The organism is Methylobacterium isbiliense (assembly GCF_022179325.1).
GTDB classification, from domain to species: Bacteria; Pseudomonadota; Alphaproteobacteria; order Rhizobiales; family Beijerinckiaceae; genus Methylobacterium; species Methylobacterium isbiliense.
In genome coordinates, this window is the sequence record NZ_BPQQ01000058.1 from 87,121 (window position 1) to 103,187 (window position 16,067).

15 protein-coding genes are annotated in these 16,067 nt (G+C 73.9%); 6 read left to right on the plus strand and 9 right to left on the minus strand.

All coding sequences use genetic code 11. The features are described from left to right. Nucleotides 1-491: 491 nt before the first annotated feature. Entirely contained in the window at nt 492-707 is a 216-nt protein-coding gene (locus MFF61_RS22830; protein WP_238239273.1) for an intracellular growth attenuator family protein, read from the minus strand. 198 nt (nt 708-905) lie between these two features. Beyond that, nucleotides 906-1,592, minus strand: a complete 687-nt coding sequence (locus MFF61_RS22835; RefSeq protein WP_238239275.1) for a Crp/Fnr family transcriptional regulator — start codon at nt 1,590-1,592, stop codon at nt 906-908. Nucleotides 1,593-1,843: 251 nt separating this feature from the next. Here MFF61_RS22835 and MFF61_RS22840 point away from each other — a divergent pair, with 251 nt between their 5' ends. Continuing rightward, a complete protein-coding gene (locus MFF61_RS22840) occupies nt 1,844-2,560 on the plus strand; it encodes an MgtC/SapB family protein (RefSeq protein ID WP_238239277.1) in 717 nt (238 codons plus the stop codon). 12 nt (nt 2,561-2,572) lie between these two features. Here MFF61_RS22840 and MFF61_RS22845 read toward each other — a convergent pair whose 3' ends face one another. The 4 genes from MFF61_RS22845 to MFF61_RS22860 all read right to left on the minus strand — a co-directional run bounded on the left by MFF61_RS22845 (nt 2,573) and on the right by MFF61_RS22860 (nt 7,972). Continuing rightward, a complete protein-coding gene (locus tag MFF61_RS22845; RefSeq protein ID WP_238239289.1) occupies nt 2,573-3,925 on the minus strand; it encodes a nucleotide sugar dehydrogenase in 1,353 nt (450 codons plus the stop codon). Between the two features lie 80 nt (nt 3,926-4,005). Next, nucleotides 4,006-5,229 (minus strand): patatin-like phospholipase family protein, encoded by a 1,224-nt coding sequence (locus MFF61_RS22850; protein WP_238239292.1) that lies wholly within the window; start codon nt 5,227-5,229, stop codon nt 4,006-4,008. A gap of 263 nt (nt 5,230-5,492) precedes the next feature. Beyond that, nucleotides 5,493-6,800 (minus strand): SLC13 family permease, encoded by a 1,308-nt coding sequence (locus MFF61_RS22855; RefSeq protein ID WP_238239295.1) that lies wholly within the window; start codon nt 6,798-6,800, stop codon nt 5,493-5,495. 203 nt (nt 6,801-7,003) lie between these two features. After that, on the minus strand, nt 7,004-7,972 hold the full coding sequence (locus tag MFF61_RS22860) for an AEC family transporter (protein ID WP_238239297.1): 969 nt from the start codon (nt 7,970-7,972) through the stop codon (nt 7,004-7,006). Nucleotides 7,973-8,142: 170 nt separating this feature from the next. On the opposite strand from MFF61_RS22860, the gene MFF61_RS22865 reads away from it, so the two are divergent. Together MFF61_RS22865 and hspQ are read left to right on the plus strand one after the other, a co-directional pair. Then, nucleotides 8,143-9,195, plus strand: a complete 1,053-nt coding sequence (locus tag MFF61_RS22865) for an HpcH/HpaI aldolase/citrate lyase family protein (protein WP_238239300.1) — start codon at nt 8,143-8,145, stop codon at nt 9,193-9,195. Nucleotides 9,196-9,390: 195 nt separating this feature from the next. After that, nucleotides 9,391-9,762, plus strand: coding sequence for a heat shock protein HspQ (gene hspQ, locus MFF61_RS22870; RefSeq protein WP_238239685.1), 372 nt, complete (start codon nt 9,391-9,393; stop codon nt 9,760-9,762). Nucleotides 9,763-9,870: 108 nt separating this feature from the next. On the opposite strand, the gene MFF61_RS22875 is transcribed toward hspQ, so the two are convergent. Continuing rightward, a complete protein-coding gene (locus tag MFF61_RS22875; RefSeq protein WP_238239303.1) occupies nt 9,871-10,641 on the minus strand; it encodes an invasion associated locus B family protein in 771 nt (256 codons plus the stop codon). A gap of 250 nt (nt 10,642-10,891) precedes the next feature. On the opposite strand from MFF61_RS22875, the gene MFF61_RS22880 reads away from it, so the two are divergent. Together MFF61_RS22880 and MFF61_RS22885 are read left to right on the plus strand one after the other, a co-directional pair. Continuing rightward, complete coding sequence (locus tag MFF61_RS22880) at nt 10,892-12,148, plus strand: AMP-binding protein (RefSeq protein WP_238239304.1); 1,257 nt, start codon at nt 10,892-10,894, stop codon at nt 12,146-12,148. Between the two features lie 180 nt (nt 12,149-12,328). Next, a complete protein-coding gene (locus tag MFF61_RS22885; RefSeq protein ID WP_238239307.1) occupies nt 12,329-12,670 on the plus strand; it encodes a response regulator in 342 nt (113 codons plus the stop codon). A 61-nt stretch (nt 12,671-12,731) separates the two neighbouring features. Here MFF61_RS22885 and MFF61_RS22890 read toward each other — a convergent pair whose 3' ends face one another. Further along, on the minus strand, nt 12,732-13,544 hold the full coding sequence (locus MFF61_RS22890) for an SDR family NAD(P)-dependent oxidoreductase (RefSeq protein WP_238239309.1): 813 nt from the start codon (nt 13,542-13,544) through the stop codon (nt 12,732-12,734). A gap of 121 nt (nt 13,545-13,665) precedes the next feature. On the opposite strand from MFF61_RS22890, the gene MFF61_RS22895 reads away from it, so the two are divergent. Next, on the plus strand, nt 13,666-14,250 hold the full coding sequence (locus MFF61_RS22895) for a TetR/AcrR family transcriptional regulator (RefSeq protein WP_238239319.1): 585 nt from the start codon (nt 13,666-13,668) through the stop codon (nt 14,248-14,250). A 50-nt stretch (nt 14,251-14,300) separates the two neighbouring features. Here MFF61_RS22895 and MFF61_RS22900 read toward each other — a convergent pair whose 3' ends face one another. Next, nucleotides 14,301-16,019, minus strand: coding sequence for a methyl-accepting chemotaxis protein (locus tag MFF61_RS22900; protein ID WP_238239322.1), 1,719 nt, complete (start codon nt 16,017-16,019; stop codon nt 14,301-14,303). Between the last annotated feature and the right edge of the window lie 48 nt (nt 16,020-16,067).

Genomic DNA, 16,067 nt, shown 5'->3' on the forward strand with positions numbered 1-16,067 from the left:
CCGTTACGCAACGCTCCGGCGCGGCGGCCTTGACGCCCGTTCGAGCCCGCCGCCTTCGCGCCAACCGCCCCAGTGTGGCGGGACGGGCTGAACGAAAGCTTGACGCGGGCGGGGAGTCAACGGCGGGCCGCGCCCTGGTGCGGCCCTTGAGGACAGCGCCTCAACATCCTGGCGGGACACGGGAATGCCGATCGGTCGCGGAGGCGCCGGGCCATCTGCCGGATCTCGCGGATCGCCTCAGCATGAGCGCACAAGCCGTTGGCGGCGCTGCGCTTGTCGGGATCCTCGGGCCGATCCGGCCGTGCCGCGACGATCCCGGCCCGATCCCCAGGCGGCGTCGGGATCTAGGCCCGACGCGCAACCGGTGTCCGCTTCGTCGGACGATGCTCCAAGCGGACCAAGCGCTGGCAGGCCAACGCTTGGTCCGCTCAGACCCTTGTCGTGTCGCGGATTGCTGTCGCGAAACCGGCACCCACTCTGGCGGAACCTGCTTAGTCGCTCCCCCGCACCGTCACGCCCTTCGTGTCGGTGTGAGCCGAGATGAAGCTCGTGCCGTTGGCATCCTTGCCGACCCGGAAGACGATGCCGGGAAAGCTGAACTGGATGTTGACCACGCCGCCCGAGACGCGATCGAGCTCGGCATCCGCAAGCTCGCCCTGGGCGTGCTCGTCCATCCGAGCGGTCCGGCCGTCCTTCGCCATCTGCATCTCTGCTCCTCCTTGAGAGGCAAAGCCCATGAGTCAGGCCTCGTGCAGGATAGGCGGCGGACGAGGCCGGGACGGTGAGAACGCGCACAACGCCACGGCCGCGGATGCGGATCAGGGGCGCCGCAGGCGGGCGGTCCGCCCGCCGTCGAGGCCGATCGGCCCGGTCAGGCCGGATGGACGGCCCTTCGAGCGGCCACCTCAGCCGTCCTCGCGCAGCGCCTCCGCCACGCGGGCCTCCAGCAGGTCCGGGCGGCGCAGGATCAGGGCGCCGCGGGTGCGGTCCACGAGGCCCTCGCTCGCCATCACGGTGAACTCGCGCGTCACCTGCTCGCGGCGGCAGCCGATGCGGGCGGCGAGCACGTGGTGGTAGGGCGGCGGGGTGACGACCCGCTCGCCGTCCGAGCCCGCCCGCGGCGAGGACAGGCGCAGCAACTCCGCGTAGAGCCGGTGGCGCAGGTCGAGGACGGCGTGCTCCATCAGGCGGCCGTTGAGGGCGCGCACCCGCTTGGCGAGGAGCCGCAGCAGCCGGTCGCCGATGGCGGGGGCCGCGAAGACGATCTGGCGGAAGACCGCGGCCGGCACCACGCAGAGTTCGCCCCGGGTGAGCGCCGTGACGTTGGCGGAGCGGCTGACGCCGTCGATGGCGGCGAGTTCGCCGAAGAACTCCCCGCCGCGCATCTCGCCGAGGATCACCTCCTTGCCCGACTGCGTGCGGTTGAGGATGCGCACCTCGCCCGCGGCCAGGAAGTAGACGTCGGTCGAGGCATCGTCGAAGTCGACCAGAACCTCGTTCGGCTCGAAGCGCCGCCAGATGCAGCGGGTCTCGTAGGGCGCGAGGTCGACGCCCGCGTCCTTGAAGAACGGAAAGACCCCCAGACGGCCCATGTGAACGCCCCCTGCCCGCACGCCAGGGCCTTTTGCCACGGCGCGGCCGGGCTTGACCAGCGCTGGGGATAACTTTGCGGGGACTTGTCCGGGAATCGATCCCTTTCGGGGGGAGTGTCGCAAGGCGAAGCGCCCCTCGGCCGGAGCTGATCGGCCGGTCGTCTTGTCGGGCGCTGGAACGCGGCGGCGAATGATGCTTAAGACCGGTCGCGCTTCGCCCCGCTTCCCCAGAGCCAACCGGGATCGCCCGCATGACGGCCCTCCAGGCGTTCCAGCCCGGCCCGTTCCTCGACACCGGCCTGAGCCTCCTCGTCGCCTTCGCGCTCGGCACCCTGATCGGGGCGGAGCGGCAGTACCGCCAGCGCACGGCGGGCCTGCGCACGGCGGTGCTGGTGGCGGTGGGCGCCGCCGCCTTCGTGGACCTCGGCATGCGGCTGAACGGCAATCCGGGCGCGGTCAGCATCACCGCCTACGTGGTCTCGGGCGTCGGCTTCCTCGGCGCGGGCGTGATCATGAAGGAGGGCATGAACGTGCGCGGCCTCAACACCGCCGCGACCCTGTGGGGATCGGCCGCGACCGGGGCCTTCGCGGGGGCCGACCTTCTCGGCGAGGCCGTTCTGGTCGCGCTCGCCGTGCTGGCCGGCAACACGCTGCTGCGTCCGCTCGTCAACGCCATCAACCGCATCCCGATCGACGAGCGCGCCGCGGAGGCGACCTACGAGGTGCGCCTGACCACCGAGGCGGACCGCCTCGGCACCGCGCGCGACCGGCTGACCGACCAGCTGGAGGCCGCCCACTATCCCGTGCGCGAGGTCGAGGTGGAGGAGCGCGGCGAGGGCGAGGTGGAACTCGTGGCGACGCTGGTCAGCACCGCGGTGGAGCCGGAGGAGATCGACGCGGTGGTGGCCAAGCTCGGGAGCGAGCCCGGCGTGCGGCACGCCACCTGGACCACCCGCACGAGCGAATGAGGGCCGCGGGCCTCACGCCTTCACGATCGTCGGCCCCGCCAGTCCGTTCCGGGCCATGACGTTGCGGGTGTCCACCACGAGCCGCGCGTGGCGCGCCACCAGCGCGTAGTCGACCCCGTCGTGGTCGGTGGCGATCAGCACCGCATCCGCCCCGGCCAGCGTCTCGGCCGTGAGCGGCTGCGAGCGGCGGCCGGCCAGTTCCGGATGCTCGCGGGTGGCGGGGAGCACCGGCACCAGGGGGTCGTGGTAGAGCGCGGTCGCGCCCCGCGCCTCGATCAGGCGCATCAGGCGCAACGAGGGGCTCTCGCGGGTGTCCTCGATGTTGCGCTTGTAGGCGAGCCCCAGCACCAGGATGCGGGCGCCCGACACGGGCCGGCCGGTGCGGTCGATGGCGGCGGCGAGGCGCTCGACCACGTGGTGGGGCATCCGGGTGTTCACCTCGCCGGCGAGTTCGACGAAGCGGGCCGGCACGTCGAATTCCCGCGCCTTCCAGGCGAGGTAGAACGGATCGATCGGGATGCAGTGCCCCCCCAGGCCCGGTCCGGGATAGAACGGCATGAAGCCGAAGGGCTTGGTGGCGGCCGCCGCGATCACCTCCCAGACGTCGATGCCCATCGCGTCGTAGACGAGCTTCAGCTCGTTCACGAGGGCGATGTTGACGGAGCGGAAGATGTTCTCGGTGAGCTTGACCGCCTCCGCCGTCGCCGCGGTCGAGACCGGCACGGTCTCGACCGTGAGCGCCCCGTAGAGCGCCCCGGCGAGGCGCCGCGAGGCAGGATCGTCCGCCCCCACCACCTTGGGGATCTGGCTGGTGGCGAAGTCCGGATTGCCCGGGTCCTCGCGCTCCGGCGAATAGGCCAGGAAGACGTCGCGCCCGACGCGCAGGCCCCCCGCCTCCAGGCGCGGGCGCATCACCTCCGCGGTGGTGCCCGGATAGGTGGTGGATTCGAGCACCACGAGCTGGCCCGGCCGCAGGCGCTCCGCCACCGCCCCCGCGGTCGCCTCGACGTAGGAGAGGTCGGGCTCGCGGTGGCGGGTGAGCGGGGTCGGCACGCAGATCAGCACCGCGTCGGGCTCATCGAGGCGGGCGAGATCCCCTGTCGCCGCGAAGGCCCCCGCCCGCAGGGCCGCACCCAGCGCCTCGCCCGGGATGTGGTGGAAGGCCCCCTCGCCCCGGTTGAGCGCCGCCACGCGCTCCGGGTTGGTGTCGAAGCCGAGCACCGGGAAACCGGCCCGCACGGCCGCGAGCGCGAGCGGCAGGCCGACATAGCCGAGACCGACGATGCCGATCAGGGCGCGGCGCCCGGCGAGCTTGTCCGCGAGGACGTCGGCGACGCCCTCGGCGCGTTCGGTGTCAGGCGCCATCCTCTGCCCCGCTCCGGTTCCCGGGGGTCTTGGGCGGGCGCCGGTCGCCTGTCAAACGGCCGCGCTGGCGGCGGTCCCGCTCAGCGCATGGCGGCGCGGCGGCCCTCGGCCTCGGCCCGCACGGTGCTGGTGGTGATCGCGTCGGCGCTCCAGTCGAAGGCGGTGCCGGCCTGCCCCACGCGCTCGCCGTGGGCGAAGAGTGCCCGCATGAAGTCGCGGTCGAAGGGCGCCTTGGAGGTGCGGCCGAAGCGCTGGTCGATGAAGGCGACGTGCAGCGGCAGCCCCGTCCGGGCGGCGTAGCCCTTGGTCAGGGCGATGGCCCCGGCGGTCTGCGCCCGGATCGCGGCCGAGAGCGAGCGGCCGAGGATGCTCAGCATCGTGCGCGAGGTGACCTGGAAGTCGGGGGTGAGCCCGTTGTTGACCACGACGTAGAGCTCGGGCGCGGGCAGCCCTCCGGCCTCGGGATCCTGCCCCAGGATGGCGCGGCCGGGAGCGACGAAGAACGGGGCCGTGGTGCCGCCGTCCGCGTGCATCTCCTGGAAGCGCTTGCCCCCGGGACCCTCCGCGTCGATCATGACCGGCGGAAACACCCCCGGGATCGCCGCGGAGGCGAGCATCACCTCGCGGAAGAGCTTGAGGGCGGACGGTCCGCCCGCGGCCGCGATGGCCCCCATGTCCCACAGCACCGGGCGGCCGCTGTCGATCTCGGTCGTGACCACGAGGAGGCGGCGGCCCTTGCGGTGCTCGCCCGCCACGTCGGCGAGGAGCGCCGGCGTGACGCTGCGCTCGATCTGGCGCTTGAGCGGCCAGGTGTCGGTGAGGCTCTCGCCGCTGCCGCCGAACTCGAACACGTCCGCGGCGCTCACCTCGGTGTAGGCCTGCTGCAGGGCGGCGTCGTAGCGGCGGCCGGCGAAGGCGAACGGCGCGATCAGCGCGCCGGTGGACACGCCCGTGACGACCCCGAAGTCCGGCCGGGTCCCGGCCTGCGACCAGCCCTTGAGCAGGCCCGCCGCGAAGGCGCCGTTCTCGCCCCCGCCCGAGAGGGCGAGCCAGGGCGCCGCGCCCGCCTGCGGGGCCGCCGCCAGGAAGGCGCGGTAGGCCTGCGGGTCGTCGCCGGCCAGGCGCACGCTCGCGGGCAGTCCCTCGGGCTTGGCGGCGGCGAGGTCGGCCGCCGTGAACTCCACCCGGGCCGTGCTCCGCGCGCGGTCCGGCGCCGGGCCGGCGAGCGCCGGATGGATCAGGAACAGGCCGGCCAGAAGGGTTGCGGCGCAGGGCATTCCCCGCCGCCGGAACGATCCCGACATCGTCGTAGTCCTCCGCCGCCCGCCTCACTGCGTCAACGTCGGGTCCCCCGCGCCGTTCCGCCGACCCCGTTCGCAGGTGCGAAAACGCACCCGCCAGCCCCTCTGACGGCCGATTGGTCTGGTCCTGGCGTCGATGAATCCAGTTTCCGCGCAGTCATCGACGATACGCTGCGGTGGCGGTCAAATCAACCGGCCGCAGGGGCGGACTTCAACTCTTGCGGGGGTCTTGACGAAAACTTTGAGCCGGCTGACCGCCCGGGGGTTCAGGGCGCGGCCGGGCCGATCCAGCCGAGCAGGCGGAACCACGCGAAGTCGAGGGGCGCCAGGACGAGGAGGGTCACGGCGGCGACCGCGAGGCAGAGGCGCAGCCCGTCGCGGGCCGGCACGCCGGCCATGCCCATCGCCACCACGATCGGGGCGGCTTGGTAGGGCAGCAGCGGCGTCGCGTAGCCGATCACCTGCGTCATCACCACGGTCGCCAGCGGGAGGCCCGTCCCCTCCGCCAGCACGCGGGCGAGCGGGGTGAACAGGGCCGGGGCGGCGCTGCCGGTGACGACGGCGCTCAGCGCCAGGGCGACGCCGATGAGGGAGGCGAAGCCGAGGGCCGGCCGGGCCGGGTCGAGCGGCAGCACCGCGATCAGGCCCCGCCCGATCGCATCGCCGAGGCCCGAGCGGGCGACCACCGCGGCGAGCCCCAGCACGCCCGCGATGTACAGGCAGGTGCGGATGTTGACGCCTGCGGCGAAGTCCTCGCCGGTCAGGAAGCCGATCCGCGGCAGCAGGCACAGGCAGGCCCCGGCGAGCCCGATCCAGGCCGGCTGGATGCCGTGGAGCGCATCGCTCGCCCACAGCGCCAGGGTCGCGGCGAGCAGGAGCCCGAGGCGGCGCTCCTGCGCCGTCACGGGCCGCAGGGGCTCCGCCGCGACCGGGCGGGGCGTGTCGCGGAACAGCACGCAGAGGCAGCCCGCCAGCACCGCCCCCTTGGCCAAGCCGAGGATGGGCGCGTGCAGGAGGAGGTAGGACAGATAGGAGACGCGCAGGTGGTAGGCGCTCTCCGCCGCCCCCGTCATGACGAGGTTCGGCACGTTCGCCGGCAGGATGCTGGCCGAGAGCTGGAAGGTGCCGAAGCCGACCGCCAGCGCCAGCGCGACCCGCCCGCGCTCCGAGAGGCCGCAGGCGTCGGCGAGCGCCAGCACCACCGGCATCAGCAGGGCGATGCGGCCCATGTTGGAGGGCATCACGAAGGCGAGCGCGTAGGTGAGCGCCACGGTGCCGCCGACGAGGCGCGGCCAGGAGCCCGAGAGGCGCGGCGCGAGGAGGCGCGCGGCGCGTTCCGCGAGCCCGACCTTACGGATCGCCGTGCCGATGACGAAGCCGCTCAGCACCAGCCAGAAGGCCGCCGACTGGAACCCGGCGAACACCGCCTCGGGCGGGCTCGCCTGCAGCACCATCGCGGCGGCGAAGAACAGGAGCGCGGTGAGGTATTCGGGCAGGCGCGCGCTCGCCCAGAGCAGAATCGTCGCCCCCGCGACGAGAGCCGGCAGCAGCAGGCCGCCCGGAGCCGGTCCCATGGATGGGGATCTCCCGATATCCGCGGGCGATCCGGCCGGCGGGTCCTGCGGAGATTCGCATGGCGCCCGCGCGGCCGACATGCGTGATTGCGCCAGCCGCACTTCGCCGGCCGCGAAGGCCCGCATCCTCGTCGGTCCTGACCGTAACGAGGCCTCCGCTCTCGCGGCACCACCGAACCGGCTGCCCCTTCGGCGGATGATGCTCAGAGCCCCGCCACCAGCCACCCGGCCCGCACCGCGAAGACGAAGGCGGTGAGCGTCAGGATCGAGGCCAGCGTGCCGGCGAGCAGGCAGGCGGAGGCGCGTTCGGTGCCGAGCCCGTACTGGGAGGAGACCACGAAGATGTTGAGGGCCGGCGGCAGGGCCGCCATCAGCACGCCGGCGGCGATCCAGACCGGGGGCAGGCCCCCGAACGCCGTGAGGACGCCGAGCGCCAGCAGCGGGTGGACGAGGAGCTTGATGACCACGAGCGCCGCCACCTCCGGCGGCGGCAGGCGGGCGGGCCGCAGCGCCACCGTCAGCCCGAGCATGAACAGCGCGGTCGGGGCCGCGGTCTGGGCGAGCGAGTCCGAGATCCTGTCGAGGACGGTCGGCAGCCGCAGGTGAAGGCCCCCCGCCGCGAGGCCCGCCAGCGCCGCGAGGTTGAACGGGTGGGTGACGATCCGGATCGCGACCGTGCGGACGGCCGCCGCGAAGCCCCGCCGCTCGGCGCCCGCGAGCGCCATCAGCAGAGGCACGAGGGTGAACAGGAACAGGTTGTCGAACACGAAGACGAGCGCCACCGGGGCGCCCGCGGCGGGCCCCAGCGCCGCCAGCACCAGAGGCGGTCCCATGTAGCCGACATTGGCGTAGGCGCCGGCCATGCCCTGGAGCGTGGCCTCCGCCAGGGCGCCGCGGCTCGCCCGCAGGCCCACCATCAGCGCCAGCCCGAAGGCGAGCGCGGTGGCGAGCGTCGTGGCGGCGACGAAGCGGCCGTTCATCACCTCGTCGAGGGGCTTGCCGGCGACGAGGCGGAAGAACAGGCAGGGCAACGCCACGTAGATGACGTAGAATTGCAGCCACGCGAAGCCCGCCGCGCCCTCCGGCCGCGGAAACAGCCGCCCGGCCGCCCAGCCGACCGCGATGAGCCCGAAGAAGGGGCTGAGAAGATCGAACAGGCCCTGGAGTTCCACGCGCTCGCCGCCCCCTCGCCCGCCGGGTCTCGACCATTGGCGGACCGGCGGCGTCTTTACGCTGGCGTGGCCATTGCACTAACCCTCGTGCCCGTGCCAGGGCGGCGTGCGCGCCTCCCCGCCCCGCGCGGCGCAGGGCTCGCGCCGCCGCCCCCTCCGGAGGTCCCGCCATGAAACTGCCGCGCCGCTTCTTCCAGCCGCTCGCCACGGGCGCGCCCGCCCCCTTCCGGGACCTGCCGGTGCGCCTGGAGCGGATGATCCACTTCGTGCCGCCGCACAACGACAAGGTCCGCGCCCGGGTGCCGGATCTCGCCAGCCAGGTCGACGTGGTGCTGGGCAACCTGGAGGACGCGGTCCCGGCCGACCAGAAGCTCGCGGCCCGCAAGGGCTTCATCGCGATGGCCCAGGCCACCGACTTCGCGGCGGCCGGGACCGGCCTGTGGACGCGCATCAATGCGCTCAACAGCCCCTGGATCCTCGACGACCTCATCGAGATCGTCGGCGCGGTCGGGGACAGGCTCGACGTGGTGATGGTGCCCAAGGTCGAGGGGCCGTGGGACATCCACTACATCGACCAACTCCTCGCCCAGCTCGAAGCCCGGGCGGGCGTGGGCAAGCCGATCCTCGTCCACGCGATCCTGGAGACCGCCGAGGGCGTGGCCAACGTCGACGCGATCGCCAGCGCCTCCCCGCGCATGCACGGCATGAGCCTGGGGCCGGCCGATCTCGCGGCCTCGCGCGGCATGAAGACCACCCGGGTCGGCGGCGGCCATCCGGACTACCGGGTCATCGCCGACCCGGTCGAGGGGGTGGCCGAGCGGGCGAGCGTGCAGCAGGACCTCTGGCACTACACCATCGCCAAGATGGTCGATGCCTGCCAGGCCAACGGCATCAAGGCGTTCTACGGCCCCTTCGGCGACTTCTCGGACGCGGCGGCCTGCGAGGCGCAGTTCCGCAACGCCTTCCTGATGGGCTGCGCGGGCGCCTGGACGCTGCATCCGAGCCAGGTCGCGATCGCCAAGACGGTCTTCGCCCCCGATCCGGCCGAGGTCGCCTTCGCCAAGCGCATCCTAGAGGCGATGCCGGACGGCACCGGCGCGGTGATGCTCGACGGCAAGATGCAGGACGACGCCACCTGGAAGCAGGCGAGCGTGATCGTGAACCTCGCCAAGCTCGTCGCCGCCAAGGACCCGGACCTCGCCCGCACCTACGGGCTCGGCTGATCCGCGGCGCGGCGCGGGCGCCGCAGGCATCCCGCGCCGCCTGCGGCTCTCGCACTTCGCCTGCTCTATGCCGCGGCTCTCTGTTTGCCTGCGGCTCTCTCGATTATGCCTGCGGCGCCTGGGCGGCGTGCATTCCCGCGCCGCCGGGATTATGTGAGCGCGATGGAATCCCGCCCGTCTGCCGGTTCGACCGCCATGCCCTCGACCGCCAATCCCCCGACCGTCCCGTCCGGGCCCGTCGCGATCCGCAGCGCCAAGTTCAACATCGGCGCGGTGGTGCGTCACCGCGTCTATCCGTTCCGCGGCATCATCTTCGACGTGGACCCGGTCTTCGCCAACACCGAGGAATGGTGGCTGGCGATCCCCGAGGAGGTGCGGCCCGCCAAGGACCAGCCCTTCTACCACCTGCTCGCCGAGAACCAGGAGACCGAGTACGTCGCCTACGTGTCCGAGCAGAACCTCCTGCCGGACACATCGGGCGAGGCCCTGCGCCACGCGCGCATCCCCGAACTCTTCGTGCGCGACGCCACCGGGGCCTACCGGATGCGGGGCGAGAGCGCCAACTGAGCGCCGGCCCGCCGCGTCGAGCCGCGGTACAGCCGCGCCGAGCGGCCGCGCAGACGAGAAGGGCCGGGCGTCGCCGCCCGGCCCCCGATCCCGCTTGAGGACCCGTCCTTACTTCGGCGCCGCGTTGGCGGCCGGGGCGGGCGCGCCTCCCTTCTGCGCCTCGAGCTGCTTGCGCATCTCCTCGCTGCGCTTCTCCAGCTCGGCCTGGAGCTTCTTCTGCTGCTCCTCCAGCACCTTCGGGTCGATCGGGGCGCCGTCGAAGGCCTTGCCGAAGCCGGCGAGCGGCACCGCGAAGGTGACCTCGCGCTGCGCCTGGTTCTGCACGCTCACGTTCATGGTGGTGCCCTTCTTCATGGCCGCCACCATGTCGTCCTTGAGGCCGGGCACTTCGGCGAAGCAGCCGTTGGGGAAGCAGACCGCGTAGCGGCCGGGCATCGCCTGGCCCTGGTCCACCGTGAAGCGGATGCCGGGCTGCAGCAGCAGGCCGAGGGGCAGCAGGAAGCGCACGATCTTGGTGCTGCCCTGCGGGCCCTTGAGGTCGTAGACCGCGGCGGCGAGGACCGGCTGGCCCTGCTCGGAGACGAAGTCGCGGGTGGTGTAGCAGACCTCGGAACTGGTCGCCTGGTCCTTGCCGCAGACCTTGGTCCACTCGGCCTGGGAGGGCTCGGACTTCACCTGCACCACCTGCGGCCCGTTCTGCTGAGCGGCCGCGTTCGGGGCCGGCTGGGCCGGGGCGGGCTGGGCCGGCTGCTGGGCCGGAGCGGCCGGCTTCTTGGGCTGGGCGAAGACCGGCCCGGCCGCGAGGCCGAGCCCGAGCCCGGCCAGGGCGAGGCAGGCGGCGGCCTGGTGCGGGCGCGCGGAGCGAGCAGCGAAGAACATCAGGTGGAACCCCTCGAAACGGCTTGGTTCTTGAAGCCTCGGCCGCGCATGCGGCGGTTGGGCGTAGTGCGGGGAGCGCGGCCGGCGACCTGGCTCGACCTCCGGCCGCCTGCTTCCCCGCGGATTGAGGCGAAGACATGACCTCCGGACGCGGCCCCATAGCCCAGGAACCGCCTGCCTGGCGAGGCCGATCTTCAGAATCCCTTAACCATGTCGGCCGAGGATCGCGCTCGCGGGGATGGGGTGTGCGGTGGCGGCTCTTCTGGCGAGACGGGACGGGGCGGTGCCCGGGACGGGCGCGGAGCCCGCGCGGACGCTCGGCCTCGCCGCGCTCCTCGGCGCGACCGCCGACCGCTTTCCCGAGCGCATCGCCTTCGTGGACCAGTCCGACAAGCCCGAATGGTGCGGGCGCCCGGCCATCACCTGGACCTTCGCGGCGGCCCGCGAGATCGCGGCGCGGCTGGCGCAGGGGCTCGCCTCGCTTCCCCTGCCGGCGCGCAGCACGGTCGGGATCTGCATGGCCAGCATGGCAGAGAGCCACCTCGCGCTCCTCGCCGTCGAACAGGCCGGGCACCTGCCCTGCCTCCTGCACCCCGCCTGGGACGAGGCGCGCCTGCTGCAGGCCGTCGAGGCCGCGCAGGTGCAGGCGGTGCTCACGCACGGCCAGCTCGGCGCCGAGCGCCTCGCCGAGCGGCTCTGCCGCGTCGCGGCGCGCTACTTCCCGCTGCGCTTCGTCGCCGCCTTCGGCCCGCACGTGCCGGACGGCGTCATCGGCCTCGACCGCATCGTCCTCGATCACCGGGGCGAACCCCGGGAGTCCGGCGAGGCGGCGGGGCTCGTCACCTTCGCGGACCAGGGCGGCGCGCTCCTGCCGGTCCACCGCAGCGCGGACGCACTCGCGGCGGCGGCGGCGCATTGCCTCGTGCCGACCCGGATCGACCCGGGCGACCGCATCCTCACCCTGCTGCCGCAGAGCGACCTCAAGGGTCTCGTCACCGGGCTCGCCGCCGCCCTGCTCGCCGGGGCGGCCCTCGAATCGCATCCGGTCTTCCGCGCCGACGCCCTGGAGGCCGCCCTGGCGCGGCCGGGGCCGACCCATCTCGTCGCCCCGGCCTGGATGGAGGCGGGACTCGCCCGCACCGGGCTCACCGCGCGCCTGCGCAGCGTCACCTACGTGCACAAGGCGCCGGGCCGCCTCTCCGGGCGCGCGCCCGGGCGGGTCGGCACCGTGGACGTGGTCGCCTTCGACGAGCTGGCGCTGGTGGCCGGACGGCGCGACGCGGGCGACGTCGCCCTGGTGCTGGCCGCGCCGGAGCGGGCCGGGACCGGCGGCCTGATGCAGGTGCGCCGCGAGCCGGACGGCCGGATCGCCTTCCGGGGGCCGGCGAGCGCGGCCGATCCGTTGCGCCGCGGTATCGCCCCCCTGGAAATTCAGGATGAGTGGCGGCCCTCCCGCTACCGGGCGACGCTGTTCGCGGGCGTCGCCACCGCCCTCGCCGAGGCCTGACCGGCGGCGTCTCGCCTGCGCGACAAGTACTGGTGCGGCAAGCCCTTCCGGCCCTTTCTTGATCCGGCGCCTCACCCCGCCTGCCCGCCCGCACGGCCGCGCAAAGTGAACCTTCGGCGGCTATCGGCGTTGTTGCTGCGGTGCCTTCACGAAAGGCTCGCGATGGGCTAACGCTGCATCATGGGTGCGCTGCAAAAAGTTCTCGTCGTCGATGACGGCCATCGCGCCGTCGACCGGGCTCTGTCGGCCGAGCTCGCCGAGCTCGGCTATGCCAGCGTCACGGCGTCCCTCGAAGCCGCCGACGACGTGCTGGCGATGATGCCGCGCCCCGCCGCCGTCCTGCTGCATGTGCCGCCCCGCGAGAACAGCGCCTTCCGGATGCTGGCCGAGCGCCTGCGCGAGCAGATGCGGATCGCCGGCGTGCCGGTGATCGTCGTGGACGGGGCCGATATCCAGAGCGGCAGCCCTATCGACCTGCAGAGCCGCATCGGCACCCGCGTCCTCAACGAGCCGGAATTCTGAGCGTTCCGAAGGCCGCGCCTGCGGCAGCGGGCACGACCCCGCCGCGGCCCCGGGTCGGGGCTCATCGCGCGGTCATTCCGGCCATGACCCGGCCCATCATATGCACCCGGCCGCTGCGCGGCAGCGGCTTGAGGGACAGCTCCAGCGCCTTGGCGAGCAGGCCCGGGCGCACCGTCGCGCTGCGGCCGAGCGCCCGCAGCGTCGCCGCCGCGACCTCCTCGGGCGTCGCCCCCGAGGTGATCCGCATCGCCGCCCGCTGGCCGAAGCCGCTCAGGACCGGCCCGGGGGCCGAGGCCAGCACGTCGATGCCGCGCGGCCGCAACTCGGCGTGCAGCCCCTCCGCCAGGGTCTGCACGTAGGCCTTGGTGGCGGCGTAGTTGGCCGCGCGCGCAACCCCCTGGAAGGCCACGAGCGAACTCATCAGGACGATGCCGCCGCGCCCGCGCGCGACGAAGCGGCGCGCGAAGGTGTGGGTCAGCTGCGCCAGCGCGCGGCAATTGACGTCGATCATGGCGAGTTCCGTGCCCGGATCGCCCTCCACGAACGGCCCGGACGTACCGAACCCGGCCGCGGCGACGAGCAGGCCGATCTCGAGATCCGCCGAGGCCCGGACGACGCACTCCACCTGCGCCGCATCGGAGAGGTCGGCCGCCAGCACCCGCGCCGCGATCCCGTGCCGGTCCTGCAGCTCGCGCGCCAGGTCGGCGAGCACCGCCTCCCGGCGCGCCACGAGAACGAGGTCGAGACCCGCTCCGGCGAGCCGGCGCGCGAAGGCGCGCCCGATCCCGTCCGACGCGCCGGTCACGAGGGCTGCGGGTCCGTAGCGGTCGCGCAGCGCGGAGGAGCCCCCCTGCGGGGAAACGGCGCGTGACATGGGAGCCAACCTCATCGGGAGCCTACCTCACCGGCATTTTAGATGTCGCTCGACATCCAATTGCGATGATGTCGCTCGTCATCTAAATGTCAACGGGGTGCCGCGACGACGGAGGGAGGCGATGCGCGTATCCAAGGAGGCGGCGGCGGCGAGCCGGGCCCGCATCGTCGCGGCGGCCTCGCGCCTGCTGCGCGAGCGCGGGATCGAGGCGACGAGCATCGCCGACGTGATGGCGGCGGCCGGCCTGACGCATGGCGGCTTCTACCGGCATTTCGGCTCCAAGGACGACCTCGTCGCGGCGGCCCTGGGGGCGGCCTTCGCGGGTCATGCGGAGCGGTTCGCGGAGCGCCGGGCGGCGCAGGGGGCGCAGGACGCGCTGCGCGCCTACGTGGAGGAGTACCTCTCGCCCGAGCACGTCGCCCGTCCGGACCGGGGCTGCCCCGTCGCCGCGCTCGGGGCGGAGGCGGGCCGCGGCTCCGCGGAGGTGTGCGCCGCCTTCGCCCGCGGCGTCGAGGAGACGATCGCGCGCTTCGTGTCGGCCGCGCCGCCCGGGACGGACGCCGCGGCGGCGCGGGCGGCGGCGATCCGGCGGCTCGCCACGATGGTGGGCGCGGTGATCGTCGCGCGCGGCGTCGGCCCCGGCGCCCTCGGGGAGGAGGTGCTGGCGGCCTGCGCGGAGACGCGGGATCGTGCGCCCACGCCCTGACCCGAATGGGGCGGCCGCGCCCGGACCTCCGGGCGAGGCGGCGGCCGGCGTCAGAGCGTGTAGGCGGTGCGGCAGGCGCCCCAGTGGCGGCCGCGGACCCGGATCGGGGCGTCGACCTCCCGCACCAGGACGATCTCCCGGCCCACCTCCCGCCGGTAGGCCTGCACGAGGGCCGGCCGGGTCGAGCGGGCCGCCGTGATGCCGGTGCGGTCGTCGAAGATGCGCAGGTTGCGCGCGTTCGCGTTGTTCCAGACCGGGTCGCCGGGCCGCTGCGGGGCCGAGTAGCGGCGGTTGTGCACCGGCAGGAAGCCGTTGCGGTCGGTGACGATGCAGAACAGCATCCGGTTGTCCTCGACGAGCGGGGCTTCGAGGATCGGCGGGAGCAGCCGCTCCAGGGGCGCCACCGCGGCGGTTCGGAACTGCGCCGGGTTGCTGCCGGGCACCGGCTCGTAGCGGGTGTCGAACAGGACGGCCTCGCTGAGCGAGCCGGCGGCGATCTCCGCCTCGAACAGGGCTTCGATCCGGGCGGCCACGCTCTGCGCGCGGGCGATCAGCGGCGCGTACTCGGCCCGGGTGGCGGCCAGGATGGCGAGCAGCCGCTCGCGCACGGGCGCCTCCATGCCGGCGAAGGCGCAGTGCAGGCCCATCGGGCTCGTCGCGACGAGCCGGGCCTCGGTCTCGCCCACGGTCTCGAGCGTGAGCCGGAGAACCCGACCGGCCGGGATCGGATCCCCCTCGGGCGCGGCGAGCAGCACCCCGCCCTCGCTGAGGTCCACCGTGCGGGTGCGCCGCCCGTCCGGGAGCCGTGCGGGCAGTTCGACCGGGAAGCGGTCGAGCCGGCGCCGGTCCCCGGCCTCGCTCTGGCGGATCACCGCCACGAAGCGCCGGGAGAGGCGCGCGGCCTCGTCCCCGGCCGCGGCGGCGGCCCGCTCCATCGCGCCGGCCTGGTCGTCGACCCGGAGGGTCGCGCGGCTCGCCGCCTCGGCCTCGCCGTGGGCGGCGGCGACCTGCTCGGAGGTCCGGGCCGCCTCCCCGACGATGCCCGCCACGGTCCCGGCCTGCGCCTCGGCGAGGCTGCGCACCAGGGCGAAGGAGGGCCGCACCGCGTCGATGGCCTCCGCCACGGCGCCGATCGCCGCCCCGGAGGCCGACGCGCCCTCCCGCAGGCGCGTCACCCGCGTCCGCACATCCTCGACCGCCTGCGCGGTCTGGACCGAGAGGGCCTTGACCTCGCTGGCGACCACCGCGAAGCCCCGGCCGGCCGCCCCGGCCCGGGCCGCCTCGATGGTGGCGTTGAGCGCCAGCAGGTTCGTCTGCCGGGCCACCGCCGCGATGGTGTCGACGATGCCGGCGATCTCGCTGCCGGCCTCGGCCAGCGTCGAGACCAGGGAGGCGGCCTGCGCGCCGCGGGCGCTCGCCTGGTCCACGTGCCGCCCCGCCTCCTGCATCGCCGCCTCGATCCGGCCCGTCGTCGCCGACAGGCCGTCGGTGCGCGCCGCCAAGCCCGCGCTCGCCCCCGCGGCGGATTCGGCGGTGGCGGCGAGCCGGGTCGTCTGGGCGCGGATCTCCGCCAGGGCCGCCTGCATGGCCGAGACCTCGGCGCGGGCGGCCGCGATCGAGCGCTCGACCGCGTCGATCGCCGAGAGCACGTCGGTCTCGATCACGTCGACGATGCCGGAATCTATCCGGGCGGGCGCCGCCGGGACGGGAGCGGGAACGGCCTCGACCGCGATCTGCGGGCTGGCCGAAGGACGAGCACGGAACAGCATGGGCTTAAGCCTACGCAGCTCTGGTTGATCGTCCCTTAATCGCGAGAT